Here is an 18,472-nt window from a genome sequence, read left to right as displayed (position 1 = left end):
CGGCGCTGGCGCGGGCGGTGCGCACGATGGCGATGCGTGGCGCTTCGGCGGTCTCGTCCCCGATGTCGAGGCCGCGGCCGGCGATGGCATCGGCCGCGAAGGCCACGTCGCGCACCCGCGCGCCGAACAGGCCAACGGTGTCGAGATGCCAGGAGAAGGTCTTCATGCCCAGCGTCGGCAGCAGGCGGAAGGTGGGCTTATAGCCGGTGACGCCGCAGAAGGCGGCCGGGCGGATCACCGAGCCGCCGGTCTGGGTGCCGAGCGCCAGCGGCAGCATCCCCGCCGCCACCGCCGCAGCCGACCCCGCCGAGGAACCGCCGGGGGAGAAGGTGAGGCGGCGCGGATTGCGCGTGCGCGTCGGCTGGAGGAAGGCGAACTCGGTGGTCTCGGTCTTCCCCACGACGAGGCCGCCGGCGCGGCGGGTCATGGCCACCACCGGCGCGTCGGTGCGGGGGCGGTAGCCGGCATAGATGGGGCTGCCGTAGGTGGTGGGCAGGTCGCGGGTGTCGAGGATGTCCTTCACCCCCACCGGCAGGCCGGAGAGCGGCGTCGCCGCAAGCCCGCGCGCGCGGGCGGCGGCGCGGGCCGAATCGAGATCGAGTGTCACGAAGGCCCCGACCTCGCTTTCGTGCGCGGCGATGGCGGCGGCGACCTGCTCAAGCACGGCTTCAGGCGTGGTGCGGCCGGACCGGATATCGGCGGCAAGATCTCGGGCGGAAAGCAGGCTCATGCGCTCACTCTGCGGCATCCATGGGCCGCCACCATGCGCAACCCCCGCCGCCGACGCAATGGTGGGGCGAGGGCGCTCCACGGCTACCCTCGCTCCCCGTGCGGAGGGGTATTCCGCCGACAGGGGACGAGCCGGCGCTTTCGGGAAAGGCCCGCCCCCCTCACCCCCGGCCCCTCTCCCGCGCGGGGAGAGGGGAGGAGGGCGGTGCATCGCCCCTCACATTCCCGCGTACAGCGGGAAGCGGGCGCAGATGTCGCGCACGGTCGCGCGCGCCGCGACTTCGGCCTTGCCGTTGGCTTCGGCGCCGTTGGCCGCGAGGCCGGTGAGCACGTCGGCGATCAGGTCGGCCACCGTCTCGAACTCGGCGACGCCGAAGCCGCGCGTGGTGCCGGCGGGGGTGCCGAGGCGGATGCCGGACGTGACGGCCGGCTTCTCCGGATCGAACGGAATGCCGTTCTTGTTGCAGGTCAGGCCGGCCCGCTCCAGCGCGGCTTCCGCCGCCTTGCCGGTGACGCCGAAGGGGCGCAGATCCACCAGCACCATATGGCTGTCGGTGCCACCGGAGACGATGGCCGCGCCGCGCTGCGACAGCCGGGCCGCCAGCGCCCGGGCATTCGCGACCACCAGCGTGGCATAGGCGCGGAACTCCGGTGTCAGCGCCTCGCCGAACGCCACCGCCTTGGCGGCGATCACGTGCATCAGCGGGCCGCCCTGCAGGCCGGGGAAAACAGCCGAATTGAGCTTCTTCGCCAGCGCCTCGTCATTGGTGAGGATCAGGCCGCCGCGCGGGCCGCGCAGGGTCTTGTGGGTGGTGGTGGTCACCATATGGGCGTGGGGGAAGGGGGACGGATAGGCTCCGGCGGCGATGAGCCCGGCATAGTGGGCGGCATCCACCATCAGCAGCGCGCCCACCTGATCGGCGATGGCGCGGAAGCGGGCGAAATCGATGATGCGCGGATAGGACGAACCGCCAGCGATGATGAGCTTGGGCTGGTGTTCCCGCGCCAGTCGCTCCACCGCCTCGTAGTCGATCAGGGCGGTGTCCGGCGCGACGCCGTAGCCGATGGCGTTGAACCATTTGCCGGAGAGGGTGGGCGGCGCCCCGTGGGTGAGGTGGCCGCCGGCCGCCAGCGACATGCCGAGCAGGGTATCGCCGGGCTTGAGCACCGCCATCAGCACGGCGGCATTGGCCTGCGCGCCCGAATGGGGCTGCACATTGGCAAAGCCCGCCCCGAACAGCGCCTTGGCGCGGTCGATGGCGATCTCCTCCACCACGTCCACATGCTCGCAGCCGCCGTAGTAGCGCTTGCCCGGCAGGCCCTCGGCATACTTGTTGGTGAGCACCGAGCCCTGCGCCTTCAGCACCGCCTCGGACACGATGTTCTCGGAGGCGATCAGCTCGATCTGATCCTGCTGGCGCCGAAGCTCCGCGCGGATGGCGTCGAACACGGCGGCGTCGCCGGCCGGGGCGGGGGATATGTGGAGGGTCATGGGCGGTTTCCTCGTTTGGGGGTCATTCGGACACAGATTTCCCTCGCCCGTCGCGGGAGACGGGGGCGGGCATGGGGGCTTCCCCGGTTTTCCCGGCATCATGGCAAAGGGGGCGGACACCCCTCGCCCCGCCCCTCTTCCGCATGGGGAGAGGGCGGCGGCTCAGCACTCCGGGACGTTCACCGCGAGACCTCCCTGCGAGGTCTCCTTGTATTTGGACTGCATGTCCGCCCCGGTCTGGCGCATGGTCTCGATGACCTGATCCAGCGAGACGTGATGCACCCCGTCGCCCCGGAGCGCGAGGGAGGCGGCGGCGATGGCCTTGTTGGCGCCGAAGGCGTTGCGCTCGATGCAGGGGATCTGCACCAGCCCGCCGATGGGGTCGCACGTCATGCCGAGATGGTGCTCCATGGCGATCTCGGCGGCATTCTCGATCTGCGCCGGGCTCGCCCCGAGTACGCAGGCGAGCCCCGCCGCTGCCATGGCGGCGGCGGAGCCGACTTCGCCCTGGCAACCCACCTCCGCGCCGGAGATGGAGGCGTTGCGCTTGATGAGCGCCCCCACCGCCGCGGCGGTCAGCAGGAACGCGCGCAGCTGGGCGTGGGTCGTGTCCGGGCAGATGTCGCGGACATAGCGCAGCACCGCCGGCACGATGCCGGCCGCGCCATTGGTGGGGGCGGTGACGATGCGCCCGCCGGCGGCATTCTCCTCGTTCACCGCCATGGCGAAGACCGAGACCCAATCCATGATCTCGTGGGGCGGCCGGCGGTTGGCGTGGCGGTCCGCCTCCAGTTGGTCGCGGATCGCCTTGGCCCGCCGCCGCACGCGCAGGCTGCCGGGCAAGGTGCCCTCCTGCGCGAGGCCACGATCGATGGACGCGAACATGGCGGCGAGGATCGCGTCGAGCTTCTCCCCCACCTCTTCCGCCGGGCGCAGCGCGCATTCATTGGCCATCTGCAGGCCGGCGATGGTGAGGCCCGTGCGGGCGCAGGCGGAGAGCAGTTCGGACGCCGTGGCGAACGGGTGGGGCACCTCCACCGCCTCCGGCTCGCGCGGCTCGCCCTCCGCCACCACGAAGCCGCCGCCGATGGAATAGAAGACCCGTTCGTCGAGCCGCGCGCCGTCCGCGTCATAGGCGCGGAAGCGCATGGCGTTGGAGTGCAGCGGCATCAGCGTGTCGAAATCGAAGATGAGATCGGCCTCGGGATCGAAGGCGATCCGCGCGCCCTCCACCTCGATGGACTTGCGGATGAAGAGCCGCGCCACCAGCGCCGGCACGTCGTCCGGGTCGAGCGTCTCGGGCCGCGCGCCCATGAGGCCGAGCGCGATGGCCCGGTTGGAACCGTGGCCCTTGCCGGTCCAGGCCAGCGAGCCGAACAGCTCGGCAGTGATGCGAGCGGTGCCAGCGGGGAGCGCCTCCCGGAAGCGGCGCGCCGCCACCATCGGCCCCACGGTGTGGGACGAGGACGGCCCGATGCCGATCTTGAACAGGTCGAACACGCTGGTCATCCGTCTCCCTCCGGGAACGGTGCGATTATTCTACCGCTTTTTCAAATACTTGTCGCGCATCACTTGACCCGCATCCAGGGCGGGGCGAAGCTTCATCATGCTTGCCGGCGGGGGCGCCTGCTCGTCCCCTTGCGACTTTCGTCTGGAACAGATGCGACACGTTCTTTCTACCCGTCCCGGCCCGTCCGCCAAGCTCAGGGTGGGGTTCGTGCTGCTGCCCAACTTCACGCTGACGGCCTTTTCCAGCTTCGTGGACATGCTGCGCCTCGCCGCCGACAAGGGCGACCGCTCCCGCCCCATCGACTGCTCCTGGCAGGTGATGAGCCCGCGCCTGCGCCCGGTCCGCTCGTCCTGCGGCATCGACATCCAGCCCACCGCGGACCTCTTGGACCCGAAGGCGTTCGACTACATCGTGGCGGTGGGCGGGCTGCTGCGCGGGGTGCCGGCGCAGGCCGACCCTCTGGCGGCGTATCTCAGGCGCGCGGCGGCGGCGGGCGTGCCGCTCATCGGCGTGTGCACCGGCTCGTTCCTGCTGTGCCGGCTGGGGCTCATGGCGCAGCGCAAATGCTGCGTGAGCTGGTATCACTACCGCGATTTCCTGGATGAATTCCCCACCCTTGTGCCGGTGGCGGACCAGCTGTTCGTGGTGGATGGCGATCGCATCACCTGCTCCGGCGGCGCGGGCGTGGCGGACCTCGCCGCCCGCCTCGTCACCGAGCATCTCGGCGCCGCCACGGCCCAGAAAGCGCTCAACATTCTCCTCATCGACCGCCCTCGCGCGGCCGAGAGCGCCCAGCCCGCCCCGCGCCGGGCGGAGGGGACGGTGGACGACGCCCGCGTCTCCCGCGCCCTGCTGCTGATGGAGCAGAACCTCGCCGAGCCTTTGGCCATCGCCGACATTGCGGACGCCCTCGGCGTCGGCGTACGGCAGCTGGAACGGCTGTTCGCGGACCGCCTGCGGGAAAGCCCGCAGGAGAGCTATCTGGCGCTCAGGCTGCGCCATGCGCGCTGGATGCTGGCCAACACGCGCTTTTCCGCCGCCCGCATCGCCGCCGACCTCGGCTTTGCCGACGGCTCCCATTTCGGCCGCGCCTTCAAGGCCCGCTTCGGCGCCACCCCCGCCGCCTTCCGCCGGACACTCTCGCCGCGCTCCGAGCGGATCGAGGGCGACGGCGAGGGGCGGGTGTTCGAGACGCCGTAGGCGGCCGTCTTCCGCAACGATCAGACCGTCGCGAAGATCTTGGCGAAGTCCCAGTCGTGCTGGGCCACGCCGCTGTTGTCGTAGGTCATGTGGCCGACCACATCCCCGTGGTCGCGGCCGAGCGACCACATGGCGAGCGAGGCGATGTGGTCGTTGCCATCCGCAAAATCCACCAGCTGTTGCGCATCCTGCAGGGTGAAGACCTCGCTCTGCACGTCGTTGATGCCGACCATGGGGGTGATGCCCACCTTGGCGTCGATGCCGAGGTCATGCAGCTGGGCGATGGTGGCTTCGGCCGCGTCGATGGCATCCTGCCCCATGTCGCCGGAATCGTTCCCCACGCCGTAGTTCATCACCATGAGGTTGACGGTGTCGATCTCCACCCCGGCGGCATGGGCGTCGGCCAGCAGCTTGATGTCGTCCTGCGTCAGGCCAGTGGGGAGCGCCGGCAGGGTGAAGGAGACCGAGAGGTCGGGATTGGCTTTCTCCAGCGCCGCGAGCGCCTCATTGCGCAGGGCGTTGGCGGCGTCGTTGGTGAGGGCGTCGCCCTCCACGTCGAAGTCGAGGGACTTCACGCCGTAGGTGTCGATCACCGACTGGTAGGCGGCGGTGAGCGCGTTGGCATCCGTGTAGTAGAGCGCCGGCTCTTCCCCATGACCGCCGCCGAAGGAGATGGTCACGTCCACGCCATGGGCCTTCAGATCCTGGACCACCGAGGCGACCGAGCTGCCGTCGGCGAGCGTGTTCCCGGAGCCGAGGCCGGCCCAGCCGATCTCGTTGCTGCCGGTGCCCACCACGAAGGCGAGGGTGACGGCGTGGATGCCGGCCTCGCTCACGTCCTGCATCAGGTCCGCCGCGCTCGAGACCACGGAGAGGTCCACGTAGGGCGAGAACACCTGGTGGTCCGTCGCATCCGTGCCGACGGGATCGGTGGTGACGGAAATCGCCGAAGAGGGGTGCGAGGCGCCGGCCTCGTCCACGGCAACGATGCTGAACTTGTAGGGCGTGTCCGCGTCCAGCCCCGCCACCTTGAAGCTGCGCTGGTCGGTGGTGCCGATCAGCTCGCCGTCCTGATAGATGGCGTATTGTGAAACCGTGCCGACGCCGAACACTTCCGCCGCGTCCCAGGTCAGGGTCACGGAGGTCTCGGTGGTGGTGGCGGCGTGGACATCCTGCGGCGTCTCGGGGGCCACGGGGGTGAGATCGGAGTAGCCGACCCTGGTCCAGACATGGCCGGAGCCGGTGGGGCCGTAATCGTGCTCGGGATCGCTGCCGAGGGTCCACCACTTGGCCTCGTAGACCACATGGCCCACCGTGACCTGATCGCCCGCCGTATAGACCGTGTCGGAGGACCAGTCCGGCGCCTCGATCACCTGGGGCGGCGTCGTGCCCGCCGTGCCGCTGCCGGTCGTCTCCCCCTTGGCCTCGGCGATGGCCTCGGCCCAGGCATCGGTGACGAAGCTGGTCTTGCCGATGATGTCGTCCGGCGTGAGGTCGGCGAGGGTCACGCCCTCGAGGGTGATGGTCTGCTGGTTGGCGGCGAAAATGATGACGAGGGAGCCGTTCACCTCGGCCAGCGAGAAATCCTGTGGCTGGAGCCAGCCGAAATCGAGCTTGTCGTGGGCGGGGTCGAAGGAGATCACCTGCTGCGTGTTCCACTGCCAGCCCACCCCGTAGGTGGTGCCGTCCGTCGCGCCGGCTGACGTGGCGAGGCTGGCCTTGGCGCTCACGCTGCCCGTGGTATCGGCGGCGGTGAGGGCGCCGCTCCACTCGGCGAGGAGCGCGCCGTCGGCGCCCTTGATGTTGCCGATGGAGAGGTCTGCGAGGCTGACGCCTTCGAGGATGTAGGTCTGCTGCGACTTGGGCAGGAAGATCACGACCGAGCCGTTGGCCTCGGCAATGGCGACGTCGCCCGCCGTGAGGCCGGAAAAATCCAGCGTGTCGTGCTTGGGATCGAAGGTCAGCACGGTGTCGGTGCCGTGCGCCACGGCGATGATGTCGTTGACGCCGCCGGTGATGGCGTGGCTCGCGGCAAGGGCGTCGCTCCACTCGGCGAACATCGAGGCATCATGGCCGGTGACGTTGGCCAGGGAGAGATCCGAAAGGGAGACCCCCTTCAGCGTGTAGCTGTGGTTGTTGCCGGGCAGATCGATGACGACCGACCCGTTGACCTCGGTGATGGTGAAGCTGTCAGCGCCGATCCAGCCGAAGTCGAGCGTGTCGGTTGCCGGATCGAAATCGATGGTGTCGTGGGCGCCCCAAGACCAGTTGATCGCGACGGTTGCCATGCAGCCCTCCACAGGTCTTCCGCCGTGACGGCGGCAGAGGCTGAGCATAGCCCGGCCGCGCGCCAGCGACAGTGCAAAGTGCCGTCAAACGACGAATAACATCTTGATAAATATCAGGAAATTCGTCGCAAAATGCGAAAACAATGGGGTCACGAAAGTGCGGCCGGTTGTCTGTTGCGGTCCCGCTATTTCAGGCTGAAGCATGACCTGAGCCGTAGATGACACACGCCCGCGGACGACCAGCCGGCCGCCCCGGGAGCGCCTTCGGGCTTTCCGGGTCTGCAATTGCGCCTTTGGCCGTTCCGGCGTGGGGCGCGGCCTCCGAAGGTTCGCGCGGTGCGCGGTCTCACGGCGCAAGGACGGGAGCCGCGCCTTTCCCCCTACGCCTCCGGGACGTTGCGCTCCAGCTCGGCGAGCCACACGCCCGGCCCGCTGTCGGAGGGCTGGCGCCAGTCGCCGCGGGGGGAGAGGGAGCCACCGGAGGAGATCTTCGGCCCGTTGGGCAGCGCCGAGCGCTTGAACTGGCTGGTGAAGAAGCGCGAGAGGAACACCTTCATCCAGCGCCGGATTTCGGCGAGGTCATAGGCCCGCTTCTCGCCCTCGGGAATGCCCCGCGGCCAGCGCCCCGCGTCCCTGTCCGCCCAGGCGTGCTCGGCGAGGAAGGCGATCTTGGACGGCGGAAAGCCGTAGCGGGTCAGGTAGAAGAGCGTGAAGTCCTGGAGCGGGTAGGGGCCGATGATGCTCTGGGTGGACTGGATGGTGCCCCCCTCGGTGGCCGGCACCAGCTCCGGGGAAATCTCGGTTGAGAGGATGGCGTGGAGGATGCTGGCGGTCTCCTCGCTCACGTCGCCGGAGGCGGCGACGAAGCGGATGAGGTGCTGGATCAGCGTCTTCGGCACCGAGGCGTTGACGTTGTAGTGGGACATCTGGTCCCCGACGCCATAGGTGCACCAGCCGAGCCCCAGCTCGGAGAGGTCGCCGGTGCCCACCACGAGGCCGCGATGGTGGTTGGCGAGGCGGAACAGATAGTCCGTGCGCAGGCCCGCCTGCACATTCTCGAAGGTCACGTCATAGGCCGCCTGCCCCTCGGCGAAGGGGTGGCCGAGATCGGCCAGCATCTGCCGCGCGGCGGGGCGGATGTCGATCTCCTCGGCGCTCACCCCGAGCGCGCGCATCAGCGCCCAGGCGTTGCCCTTGGTCTCGTCGGAGGTGGCGAAGCCCGGCAGGGTATAGGCCAGCACGTTGGAGCGGGGATGGCCGACGCGGTCCATGGCGCGCACGGCGACGATGAGGGCCTGCGTGGAATCAAGACCGCCCGAGACGCCGATGACCACCCGCGACATGCCTGTCGAGGCGAGGCGCTGGGCGAGGCCCTGCACCTGGATGTTGTAGGCCTCGTAGCAGTCTTCCGTGAGGCGCGCCGGATCGTTGGGCACGAAGGGGAAGCGCGCCACATCGCGCGCGAGGCGCACGGACTCAGCGGGCGGCTCGTAGGCGAATTGGGCAGTGCGGAAGGGCGGGGCGCTGTCGCGCTCCAATCGCGCGCACTCCCCGAACGTGTTCACCCGCATGCGCTCCTGCCGGAGGCGGCCGAGGTCGATGTCCGCCACCGCCATGGTCGCGTCGGGGGCGAAGCGCTCCGCCTCGGCGAGGGTGTCGCCATATTCGAAGATGGCGGCGTGGCCGTCCCAGGCGAGATCGGTGGTGGATTCCCCCGGCCCCGCCGCCGAATAGGCATAGGCGGCGACGCAGCGGGCGGATTGCGAGCCGCACAGCAGGCGGCGGGATTCCGCCTTGCCGATGGTGATGTTGCTGGCGGAGAGGTTCAGCAGCACTTCCGCGCCGGCGAGCGCGGCCCGCGTGGAGGGCGGCAGGGGCACCCACACGTCCTCGCAAATCTCCACATGGAAGGTGAACGGCACCTCCCCCTCGGACCGGAACAGGAGGTCCACGCCGAACGGCACGTCTTCGCCCAGCAGGCGGATGAAGCCGCCGTGCTCGTCGAGGCCGGGGGTGAAGTGGCGGCGCTCGTAGAACTCGCGGTAGTTGGGCGGGTAGCTCTTCGGCACCACGCCGAGGATGGTGCCGCCATGGATCACCACCGCCGTGTTGTAGAGCCGCCCCTGATGGCGCAGCGGCGCGCCCACCGCCAGCACGGGGGAGAGATCCTGCGAGGCGGCGACGAGGGTCGCGAGCGCGCCCTCCACCGCATCCAGCAGCGGGGCCTGGAACAGCAAATCGTCGATGGCGTAGGAGGACAGGCCCAGCTCGGGGAAGAGCATCACGGCGACGCCGTCCTCATGGCCTTGGGTGGCCATCTCCAGCGTCTCGGCAACGGCGAAGCTCGGGTCCGCGACGGCTCCGCGCGGCACGCAGGCCGCAATGCGCAGGAAATCGTGGCGGTAGAGGCAGCGGAAGTCTCGCATCGCGTCCCTGTCGTCCCTGGTCCGCGCGGGGGCGCGGGCAGGACTCTCCGGTGAATCTTGATCCGGAGCATAGGGCGCGGGGCGACGAATGCCAGCGCAAGGACGCCCCCTCTCATGAAGCCGGCACCCGCCGGAGCGGGCCGCTCTTTCGTGACATCCGACGCCCGCCGGAGCGGGCCGCTCTTTCATAACATCCGGCGCCCGCCGGAGCGGGCGCCGGGTGGGCCGCGTCAGGCCGCCTTCTTGTTCACGTCGGCGGAGGCGAGGCGGGTGAGGAGCTGGTCGGTCTCCTTCTCCTCCTTCAGGGTCGCCTCCAGCAGGGGCACCGCATCGGCGAGGCCGAGCTGGGCGGCCCAGGTCTTCAGCGTGCCGTAGCGGGCGATCTCGTAATGCTCCACCGCCTGGGCGGCGGAGAGGAGGCCGGCATCCAGCGCGTCGGTGCCGGCGAAGTCCTCCATGATCTCCTTGCCCTCGTCCACGATGCCGACGATGGCCGGGCAGTGCTTGCCGCGTGCCGCCTTCCCCATCATCTCGAACACCTGTTCCAGGCGCTCGATCTGGCCTTCCGTCTGCTCCTGATGGGTGAGGAAGGCGGCCTTGAGCTCCTCGGACTGGGCCGATTTGGCCATCTTGGGCAGCGCCTTCAGGATCTGCTTTTCCGCGTAATAGATGTCCTTCAGCGTCTCGGAGAATAGATCCTGCAAAGTCTTGGACTGTGCCATGGGACGTTTCCTTTCGGTTGGCGTTGTCGCCGGTTGTTCTGGTGTCGCAGGCCCAAATCACCCCGCCGAGCCGCCTCATGCGCCGGCGCGCATCCATCCGTGGGGGCTACGGGTGGAACGGTGGTCTGTCCTTGGGCGATCACCCGCGCAAATACGCACCGGGCTGCGAGCACAACGGGCAAGCGGCGGCGAAGTTCCGCAGTGTCGCGGCGCCTAGCGCTGGGCCTCGCGCACGAAGGCGGCGATGGTCTTCTGGCTCTCGGCGTCGATCAGCGCTTCGCCATCCTGCGCGAGATCGGCGAGGGTCTGCGCGCGCAGCGACTGGCGCCACAGCTCTTCCGCCGCCAGCATCCGGCGCTTGATGAAGCAGTCGGTCTTGTAGGCGCAGGGGTCCTTGGACTTGCCCGGGCCGCGCCGGCGGATTTCCTTGCAGGTGAAGGCGGGCTCTTTGCCGTCGATGGCCTCCACGATGTCGAGCAGCGTGATCTCGCCTGGGCGCCGCGCCAGCCGGTAGCCGCCGCGCGGGCCGGGCAGGGCTTCCACGAGGCCGGCCTCGGTGAGGGCGCGCATGTGCTTGAGCAGGTAGCTCTCGGACAGGCCGTGCATCTCGGCGAGGCTCTTGCCCGGCAGCACCTTGCCCGGCTCCAGCCAGCACAGCACCAGCGCGCAGTGCAGCGCCGCCTCCACCCCGTCTCCCAACCGCCTCATGCGCGCTCCGGATGCTGCCTCGGGCCCACCACCGGCCGGCCTCTTTCCTACCTCGATAATCATCGATATAATATATCCATGATTCTCGGCCAGAGGCTGGCGGGATCGCAAATCCGAGAGCAGACAGGAGAGAGGCATGGAACCCAGGATGAACGTGGCCGAGGCCGCCCCCGCCCTTTATGCCGCCGTGCGCGCGCTCGACGGGGCGGTGATGAAGTCGGGGCTGGAGAAGCGCCTCCTGCATCTGGTCAAGCTGCGCGCGTCGCAGATCAACGGCTGCGCCTATTGCATCGACATGCATGTGAAGGAGTCGCTCGCCGACGGCATTCCCGCCCAGCATCTCCACATGCTCACCGCGTGGCGCGAATCGCCCCTCTACAGCGCCCGCGACCGGGCGGCGCTGGACTGGATCGAGAGCGTGACGCTCATCGCGCAGACCGGCATTCCCGACAGCGCCTATGCGGCCGTGACGGCGGAATTCTCGCCCGAGGAGATCGCCAAGCTCACCATCGCCATCGGCACCATCAATGTTTGGAACCGCATCGCGGTCTCCTCGCGCATGCTGCATCCGGTGGACCAAGCCGCTGCCGCCTGAGGCGAGATCAACGCCGCGCGGGGGGCTATCCCCGCGCGGCCGTACCCTTGAGGCGCTCGGTCAATTCCTCCACCGTCCCGACGAACCAGAGGCTCTCGCCGCCATTGGCCTCGCGCACGAAGTCGCGCAGTGGCCCGCTCACCGCCAGATGGGCCGAGATGTCGCCGATGACGGCGAGGCGCAGGCGATAGTTCACGAAGCGCTGGGTGATGCGCCCCGCAAGCCCGCTCGCCAGCCGGAAGAAGTCCGGGCTGAGGCGCGCCGCCGGAATGGCAATGAGCTCCGCCCCCTCGCCGAACACCGTGCCGAGCAGATCGTCCGTGTCGCCCTCGCTGGCGATGGGCGCCGCGTCGGCCGCGCACAGGAGCACCCGCAGCCCGCTGATTTCGGTCACGACATCGGTGCTGGGGATACGCATGGGACTTCCGTTGCGTTCGGGTGGATGATCCGACCAGATTGAATCGATCCAGCGGGTGCACGTCCAGAGGGTGCGCGCGGCGCGAGGCGGGAGAGACCGGGATGGTGGACAATCGCACGGCGGGTGGCGCAGCCACGGACGCGAGCGCAGGTCGCGACTTCTGGCTGCGCGAGGGGCCCTATCTCGCCATCCTCGCCCTTACGGTTGGCGGCGTCGCCTATGTGGCGATGACCCGTCGGCCGCTGGTCACGTTCTGGGAGTTCGTGGCGGTGGCGAGCTGCGCGGTGGGCATCTTCGCCGGCTGGCGGCGCGCGGCGCTGAAAGAGCAGCGCGTGCGGCTGGTGGTGACGCAGCTCCTCCACTGGGGCGCCTTCCTCGCCGCCATGAACCTCGTGTTCCTGCCGAGCGTGCAGGCGGTGGCGGATGCGGATTCCACCAGCCTCATCGTGCTGCTGCTGCTGGCGCTGGGCAGCTTCGTGGCGGGCGTGCACACCCAGTCGTGGCGCATGGGGCTGAACGGCGTGTTCATGGCCCTGTGCGTGCCGGCGGTGGCGTGGCTCGACCAGTCCGCCCTGTTCGTAGCACTGGTGGGCGCCGCCGCCGTGGCCGCCGCCGGCTTCATCCTGTGGGCGCGCCTGCGGATTTGAGGAGCAAAGTGGGAGCCGGAAGGGAGGGCGAAGCCGCCCCGCGCACGGCTCCAACCCGTGTCGTTCCAGAATCTCCGCTCGTCATCGCCCGGCTTGTCCGGGCGATCCGCTCCTCCGACTGTGCACTGTTGCCAAACCCGCCCCGGCCCAACCGTGGATCGCCCGGACAAGCCGGGCGATGACAGCTCAAAGCCTCGCCTCTTGCCTTGAGGGTAGTATTTGCGCCAGCAGTTCCCCGGACAAGCGACACCGAAGGTGGAGCGCTGATCCCAGGACCAGCGCAAAAAGTCCCGCGCAGCGGGACGAAGCCTGTGAGCGGTGGGGTTCGGAAGCGCCTTCGGCGGTACTCTTGCACTAGACCCCGGCTCGCATTCCGCTGGCGCTGCATGCGTCCGGGGCGCGAGGGCGGTTATGGGGCCTCCCCTCTCCCCTCGCGGGAGAGGGGCCGGGGGTGAGGGGGCTGGCCGCGCAATCCCGGTGCTGGGGCAAATGGAGCGATACCCCTCACCCCAGCCCTCTCCCGCAAGGGGAGAGGGCGTGCAGCCTGCGCAAGGGCGTGGCCGTCGTTCTCCCGGAGCGCCCGCCCACTCAGCCCCGCCCGAGCGCCCTTGCGATGTCCGCCTGAAGCTGCGGCAGCAGCTCGGCCTCGAAATAGGGATTCTTCTTCAGCCAGCCGGTGTTGCGCCACGAGGGATGGGGCAGGGTATAGACCGCCACAGGCTGGGCGAGCTTTTCCCCTGCCGCGGGTACCGCCCGCCAGTTGGCCACCGTCTCGGTCAGGCTCGGCTTCAAATGCGCCGCGAGGCCGAGGCGGGCGAGGTGATAGGCCTGCGCCGGCCGCCCCACCGCGAGGATCAGCCGGAACGGCGGCAAAGTGGCGAACAGCGTGTCGTGCCAGGTGGCGACGCATTCCCGCCGGGGCGGCAGGTCGCCCCCCGCCGCATCCTGCCCCGGAAAGCAGAAGCCCATGGGGGCGATGGCGATGTGGGCGGCATCGTAGAAGGTGTCCTTGTCCACCCCCATCCAGGCCCGCAGCCGATCGCCGGAGGCATCGGTGAAGGGTAGGCCCGAAAGGTGCACCTTCGTCCCCGGCGCCTGGCTCGCCACCAGGATGGAGGCGGTGGCGGACACCCGCAGCACCGGTCGCGGCGTGTGCGGCAGGGGCGCCCCGCGCGGCGTCTCCCGGCACACCCGGCAGGCGCGGATGCGCGCGACGAGCGCGTCGAGGTCGTCCTCAGATGTCGCGCTCAAGCCCGTCCTCGGCCACGGTGAAATGGGCCTTGTCCACCTCGTCCCGCCGCGCCCACATCTCGTCGCCCATATGGGTGAGGAGGATATGTTTCGCGCCCAGCGCCTCGCGCCTGGCGGCGATGGTCTCATAGGCCATGTGGCCGTGCGGACTGCCGGCGAAGGCGAAGCACTCGCAGATGAAGAGGTCGGCGCCATGGGCGATGGGCAGGAGCGCGTCCGTCCACTCCGTGTCGCCGGAGAAGGCGAGGGTGCGCGTCCCGTCCGAGACCCTGAGCGCGGTGGAGGGCGCGCCCGAGCCGTGGATCACCTCGGCGGTGGTGAGGGTGAAGGGGCCGTGCCGGGAGGTCGAGCCGGGCTCCACCTCCTTGACCTCGAAGTCGAACCGCCAGGCATTGCTGGCCATCTTCGGGAAGAGGACATCCATGGCCGCATCTATCCGTACCTTGGTACCGGGTGGGCCGATGATGGTCAGCGACTCGCTCCGGCGGTGGACGAACTGGCCGTCGAGCAGGAGGAAGGGCAGGCCACCGAAGTGATCGCCATGCAGATGGCTGATGAACACCTGCCGAACCGCACTGGAATCCATGCCGAACCGGTGCATTTGAACGAGTGAACTGGCACCGAAGTCGAGGGTTGCGACATGCCCGTCCGTCTCGATGCGGTAGCAGGAGTTTCCCCGCCCGCCCGAGCCGAACGCATCGCCGCAACCCACCACCTTTAGCTTCATGATTTCAAGCCTTTGCACTCGGCCGCTGGGAGACGACGTCGTACCAGCGCTTGAGGTGGGTGTGGTGCTCTGGCACCTCGGTGCGGATCACCCGCAGGAAATCCACCGCCACCAGCATGGTGATGTCCGCCACCGAGAAGCGGGAGCCCGCCACGAATGCCCGGTCGGCCAGCTGATCGTTGAAAAAGCCGAGCGCGGCCAAGACCTTGGGCTTGTTCGCCTCGCCCCATTCCGGCACCTGCGGCACCTCCATCGCGGCCATGGCCGGGTTGAGATGCCGCAGCACCATCATGATGGGATAGAACAGGTCCAGCTCCACCCGCCGCTGCCACATTTCCACCAGCCCCTGCTCCTCCGGCTTGTGGCCGAACAGGTTGGGCTCGGGCTGCAAGGCCTCGAAATAACGGCAGATGGCCATGGTTTCGGCGATGGCGGTGCCATCGTCCAGCACCAGCAGGGGCACGCGCTGGCGGGGGTTGAGGCCGGTGAATTCGGTGCTCTTGTGCTCGCCCTTGCCCAGGTCGACGGGCACCAGCGGGACGGAAATTCCCTTTTCCGCCAGGAAGATGCGAACCCGGCGCGGGTTCGGCGCCCGGTTGGTGTCATAGAGCTTCATGGCGGCGCGTTTCCCCTGTCGTGACATTTATGGCCAGCGAAAAACCATGCCTGCGGCGACCGCGCAAGGTCCGCCCGTTCCGTCCGCCCGTTCCGCGTTCAGGGCGTGCGCGGATGCGCGGCCCGGTAGTCGGCGGGAGGCTGGAAGGTGCCCGCCCACAGGCCCCGCCGCGCCGCCCGGGCCTCCGCCTCCTCGCCTTGGTAGGCCTTGCCCAGATAGGCGACGGCCAGTCCTTTCCGGACCATCAGCGCGGCGATGTCGGTGCCGCCGATGGTGCAGAAACCCAATGGCCGCCTGTATTTGTCGCGTTTCTCGGCCCGGCAGGACACCGGGCCGCCGGCCAGCGCCTCGTCGAGTGCAGCCCGCGCCGCCTCCCCGCAGCGCCAAAGGTGGCCGTCCCTCTCGCAGGTCTGGCGCAGCTCCGGCGCGTCGATGCCGGCGAGACGGACGTGGGTGCCAGCAATGTCCAGCGTGTCCCCGTCCACGGCCTCGGCGCGCCCGTCCAGATGCTCGGCGCGGGACAGCATTTCCACGGCGGCGGCGAGCACGACGAGGATGGCGATGGCGCGCAGAATATCAAACAAACGCATGGGGTTGGGTGATCCGACCTCGGTTGCGCGATGGGCGTCGCACGGTTGGCCGGGAGGATGGGGCGGGGGCGTTAACCAATCGTTAACCCACCTGCCGCAGGAGTCGGTGCCAAGGTGACGTCACGCAGGGGCGTCGATTCCACCGACACTCCGACCGCGAAGGGCTCCCGCCGCATGTCCGGCCCCCTCTGCCTCCCGCTCGGCAACGCCGCGGCCTCCCAACCGGAGCCGGCGCAAGCGGAGGAGGGATTCGCGGCGCCGGCGGTCACGTCCAAGGCCTTGATCCTGCTGGCGATCCTCGCCTCTGGTGGCCTCGCTCTGGCGGGTGGTCTTGCCGCGGGGTTTGCGGGTGCGATCCTGGGCGCCGCAGGCGCGGCCTTCGCCTTCATGCGCGTGGCCAAGCATGTCCGGCGCCTCGATGCGGAGCGGGCAGCCGCCGAGGCGCGGGCCCTGGCCGCCGAGGCGGAAAGCCGGCGGGTGGTGGCGGAAAGCCTTGCGAAATCTCGCTTTCTCGCCGAGATGAGCCACGAGCTGCGCACCCCGCTCAACACCGTGATGGGCTTTTCCGAGATGATGGCCGAGGAGGTGCTCGGCCCACACCGTGTGCCCGCCTATGCCGGCTATGCCCGCGACATCCACGGCGCCGGCCGGCACCTGCTGGCGCTCGCCGACGACCTGCTTGACCTCGCCCGCATCGAGAGTGGGCACCGCACGCTGGTGGAGACCCCGGTGCGGCTCGATGTGCTGGCCGAAGACTGCCTCGCCATGATGCGCCCCCTCGCGGCGGAGCGGCGCCTCAGTCTGTCCCTGGAACGGCTTGGCACGCCCCGGCTGTGGGGCGATGAGCGGGCGATCCGGCAGATCGCCCTCAACCTCTTGGCAAACGCAGTGAAATTCACGCCTCTGGAGGGGCAGGTACGACTCGTCGCGGCCGTGGACGCAAAGGGCGGCGCCGTCCTCCTCGTCGAGGACAGCGGACCGGGCATAGCCGACAGTGAGCTGCCGCTGGGCGGCGCCCATGCCCGCGAGAGCCGGCTCGATCTCGCGACCGGCCGTGGCGCGGGCCTTGGCCTCGCCATCGCCCGGGGGCTCGCCGCCCTGCATGGCGGGGAGCTTGAGCTTTCCCGCCGCGCCGGAGGCGGAACGCGGGCGCGCGTGACGTTCCCGCCCGCCCGGACCTTGCGCGGGGCCTGAGTTCAACCCTCTGAGACGCCGGCCTCGGCGAAGGTCGCCATGCCGCGATGGCACGCCACGGCGGCCTTCACCACGCCGATGGAGAGCGCGGCGCCCGAACCTTCGCCCAGCCGCATGCCGAGATCGAGCAGGGGCACGAGGCCGAGCCGCTCCAGCAACTGGCGATGGGCCTTCTCCGCCGAGACATGACCGGCGAGGCAATGGTCGAGGGCGGACGGGTTGAGGGCGTGAAGCACGGCGGCGGCTGCCGTCACTACAAAGCCGTCCAGCACCACCGGCACCTTTTCGTGCCGCGCGGCGATGATGGCGCCGGCGATGGCGGCGATCTCCCGCCCGCCGAGGCGGCGCAACACTTCCAGCGGATCGGACAAGTGGTCCTTGTGGAAGGCGACGGCGTCGCGCACGGCGGCGATCTTGCGCTCCAGCACCTCGCCGCAGGCGCCGGTGCCGGCGCCCACCCATTCCTCCGCCGTGCCCCCATAAAGGCCGTGGCAGATCGCGGCGGCGACCGTGGTGTTGCCGATGCCCATCTCGCCGAGGCAGAGCAGATCCGAGCCGCCGGCAATGGCCTCCATGCCGAAGGCCATGGTGGCGGCGCAGGCCTTCTCGTCGAGGGCGGCGTTCGTGGTGATGTCGGGGGTCGGATAGTCGAGCGCGAGGTCGAACACCCGCAATCCGGCGTCGAAGGTGGCGCAGATCTGGTTCACCGCGGCCTTGCCGGCGGTGAAGGTGGCCATCATCTGCTTGGTCACGGCGCCGGGATAGGGCGAGACGCCGCGGTCGGCCACGCCGTGGGTCGCGGCGAACACCGCGACCATGGGGCGATTGACCGTGGGCATGGAATTGCCCTGCCAGGCGGAGAGATGGGCGGCGATGGCTTCGAGCCGCCCCAAAGCGCCCGGCGGCTTCACCAGCTGTTCCTGCCGGGCGATCGCCGCTTCGCGGGCGCCCTCGTTGGGGCCGGGCAGGGTGGCGACGAGCTGGCGGATGTCGTCGAAGGGCGAGCCGGTATCTTGCGGGAACATCGGACGGAATGACCTCTGGGCGCCGGCTTCGCCGGGCGGGGAACGCTGCCGCTCAATAGAGCGGGCGTCCCGATCCGGCAAATCCGCTCCGCCGCCCGGCGGGGCGACGGGTGCCGCTCAGCCGCCCTGCTGGGCCTGGGCCACGTGGTCGCGCAGTTCCTGCAGCGAGGCGAAGCGGACCACGCCCGTGGGCAGCTCGGCCTGGATCGAGCCGTCCGAATAAAGGGTGTAGGCCATGCCGCCGACGATGCCGGACTTCAGGATACGCGGCTCGTCGGGCTCGCGGGCGGGAGCCGGGGCGGGCACCGGAGGCGGCGTCTCGGGGGCGGCGCGG

The 18,472-nt window shown here is 69.6% G+C and carries 17 protein-coding genes and 1 pseudogene; 4 read left to right on the top strand and 14 right to left on the bottom strand.

The features are described 5' to 3' along the window. The 3 genes from ACE3QW_RS10795 to ACE3QW_RS10785 form a co-directional block, all read right to left on the bottom strand. The coding region (locus tag ACE3QW_RS10795) for an amidase family protein (RefSeq protein ID WP_374251504.1) at nucleotides 1-730 on the bottom strand (730 nt) is incomplete at its 3' end. A 216-nt stretch (nucleotides 731-946) separates the two neighbouring features. Next, nucleotides 947-2,221, bottom strand: coding sequence for a serine hydroxymethyltransferase (glyA, locus tag ACE3QW_RS10790; RefSeq protein WP_374251503.1), 1,275 nt, complete (start codon nucleotides 2,219-2,221; stop codon nucleotides 947-949). 162 nt (nucleotides 2,222-2,383) lie between these two features. Then, nucleotides 2,384-3,730 (bottom strand): L-serine ammonia-lyase, encoded by a 1,347-nt coding sequence (locus ACE3QW_RS10785; RefSeq protein WP_374251502.1) that lies wholly within the window; start codon nucleotides 3,728-3,730, stop codon nucleotides 2,384-2,386. A 151-nt stretch (nucleotides 3,731-3,881) separates the two neighbouring features. Between ACE3QW_RS10785 and ACE3QW_RS10780 the strand changes: the two genes are divergently transcribed. Further along, on the top strand, nucleotides 3,882-4,931 hold the full coding sequence (locus tag ACE3QW_RS10780; protein WP_038192423.1) for a GlxA family transcriptional regulator: 1,050 nt from the start codon (nucleotides 3,882-3,884) through the stop codon (nucleotides 4,929-4,931). A 20-nt stretch (nucleotides 4,932-4,951) separates the two neighbouring features. On the opposite strand, the gene ACE3QW_RS10775 is transcribed toward ACE3QW_RS10780, so the two are convergent. The 4 genes from ACE3QW_RS10775 to ACE3QW_RS10760 all read right to left on the bottom strand — a co-directional run bounded on the left by ACE3QW_RS10775 (nucleotide 4,952) and on the right by ACE3QW_RS10760 (nucleotide 11,075). Next, on the bottom strand, nucleotides 4,952-7,219 hold the full coding sequence (locus tag ACE3QW_RS10775; protein WP_374251501.1) for a fibronectin type III domain-containing protein: 2,268 nt from the start codon (nucleotides 7,217-7,219) through the stop codon (nucleotides 4,952-4,954). A gap of 380 nt (nucleotides 7,220-7,599) precedes the next feature. Further along, nucleotides 7,600-9,645, bottom strand: coding sequence for an NAD(+) synthase (locus tag ACE3QW_RS10770; protein ID WP_374251500.1), 2,046 nt, complete (start codon nucleotides 9,643-9,645; stop codon nucleotides 7,600-7,602). A 230-nt stretch (nucleotides 9,646-9,875) separates the two neighbouring features. Next, nucleotides 9,876-10,367 carry a ferritin-like domain-containing protein gene (locus ACE3QW_RS10765; protein ID WP_250166168.1) on the bottom strand — a complete coding sequence of 164 codons (492 nt, stop codon included), beginning with the start codon at nucleotides 10,365-10,367 and terminating at the stop codon, nucleotides 9,876-9,878. A 213-nt stretch (nucleotides 10,368-10,580) separates the two neighbouring features. Beyond that, nucleotides 10,581-11,075: an Rrf2 family transcriptional regulator gene (locus ACE3QW_RS10760; protein ID WP_374251499.1), complete on the bottom strand. Its 495-nt coding sequence runs from the start codon at nucleotides 11,073-11,075 to the stop codon at nucleotides 10,581-10,583. 136 nt (nucleotides 11,076-11,211) lie between these two features. On the opposite strand from ACE3QW_RS10760, the gene ACE3QW_RS10755 reads away from it, so the two are divergent. Beyond that, entirely contained in the window at nucleotides 11,212-11,670 is a 459-nt protein-coding gene (locus tag ACE3QW_RS10755; RefSeq protein WP_374251498.1) for a carboxymuconolactone decarboxylase family protein, read from the top strand. A gap of 25 nt (nucleotides 11,671-11,695) precedes the next feature. Here ACE3QW_RS10755 and ACE3QW_RS10750 read toward each other — a convergent pair whose 3' ends face one another. Beyond that, nucleotides 11,696-12,088, bottom strand: coding sequence for a DUF4180 domain-containing protein (locus tag ACE3QW_RS10750; RefSeq protein ID WP_374251497.1), 393 nt, complete (start codon nucleotides 12,086-12,088; stop codon nucleotides 11,696-11,698). A 101-nt stretch (nucleotides 12,089-12,189) separates the two neighbouring features. Here ACE3QW_RS10750 and ACE3QW_RS10745 point away from each other — a divergent pair, with 101 nt between their 5' ends. Next, a complete protein-coding gene (locus ACE3QW_RS10745) occupies nucleotides 12,190-12,735 on the top strand; it encodes a hypothetical protein (protein WP_374251496.1) in 546 nt (181 codons plus the stop codon). 588 nt (nucleotides 12,736-13,323) lie between these two features. On the opposite strand, the gene ACE3QW_RS10740 is transcribed toward ACE3QW_RS10745, so the two are convergent. The 4 genes from ACE3QW_RS10740 to ACE3QW_RS10725 all read right to left on the bottom strand — a co-directional run bounded on the left by ACE3QW_RS10740 (nucleotide 13,324) and on the right by ACE3QW_RS10725 (nucleotide 15,919). After that, nucleotides 13,324-13,986 carry a uracil-DNA glycosylase family protein gene (locus ACE3QW_RS10740; RefSeq protein ID WP_374251495.1) on the bottom strand — a complete coding sequence of 221 codons (663 nt, stop codon included), beginning with the start codon at nucleotides 13,984-13,986 and terminating at the stop codon, nucleotides 13,324-13,326. Further along, nucleotides 13,970-14,713: an MBL fold metallo-hydrolase gene (locus ACE3QW_RS10735; RefSeq protein WP_374251494.1), complete on the bottom strand. Its 744-nt coding sequence runs from the start codon at nucleotides 14,711-14,713 to the stop codon at nucleotides 13,970-13,972. The genes ACE3QW_RS10740 and ACE3QW_RS10735 overlap by 17 nt, the downstream gene beginning before the upstream one ends. Nucleotides 14,714-14,717: 4 nt before the next feature. Beyond that, nucleotides 14,718-15,329: a glutathione S-transferase family protein gene (locus tag ACE3QW_RS10730; RefSeq protein WP_374251493.1), complete on the bottom strand. Its 612-nt coding sequence runs from the start codon at nucleotides 15,327-15,329 to the stop codon at nucleotides 14,718-14,720. A gap of 98 nt (nucleotides 15,330-15,427) precedes the next feature. Continuing rightward, nucleotides 15,428-15,919 carry a thermonuclease family protein gene (locus tag ACE3QW_RS10725; protein WP_374251492.1) on the bottom strand — a complete coding sequence of 164 codons (492 nt, stop codon included), beginning with the start codon at nucleotides 15,917-15,919 and terminating at the stop codon, nucleotides 15,428-15,430. A 114-nt stretch (nucleotides 15,920-16,033) separates the two neighbouring features. Here ACE3QW_RS10725 and ACE3QW_RS10720 point away from each other — a divergent pair, with 114 nt between their 5' ends. Continuing rightward, entirely contained in the window at nucleotides 16,034-17,113 is a 1,080-nt protein-coding gene (locus ACE3QW_RS10720; RefSeq protein ID WP_374251491.1) for a sensor histidine kinase, read from the top strand. Between the two features lie 2 nt (nucleotides 17,114-17,115). On the opposite strand, the gene cobT is transcribed toward ACE3QW_RS10720, so the two are convergent. Then, nucleotides 17,116-18,138, bottom strand: a complete 1,023-nt coding sequence (gene cobT, locus ACE3QW_RS10715) for a nicotinate-nucleotide--dimethylbenzimidazole phosphoribosyltransferase (RefSeq protein ID WP_374251490.1) — start codon at nucleotides 18,136-18,138, stop codon at nucleotides 17,116-17,118. Between the two features lie 117 nt (nucleotides 18,139-18,255). Then, nucleotides 18,256-18,472: pseudogene (locus tag ACE3QW_RS10710) on the bottom strand (DUF308 domain-containing protein); the annotation flags it as partial.

Origin of the sequence: Xanthobacter sp., assembly GCF_041911315.1 — a bacterium.
Lineage (GTDB): Bacteria > Pseudomonadota > Alphaproteobacteria > Rhizobiales > Xanthobacteraceae > Xanthobacter > Xanthobacter aminoxidans.
This window is presented reverse-complemented; position numbering and strand designations above follow the sequence as displayed.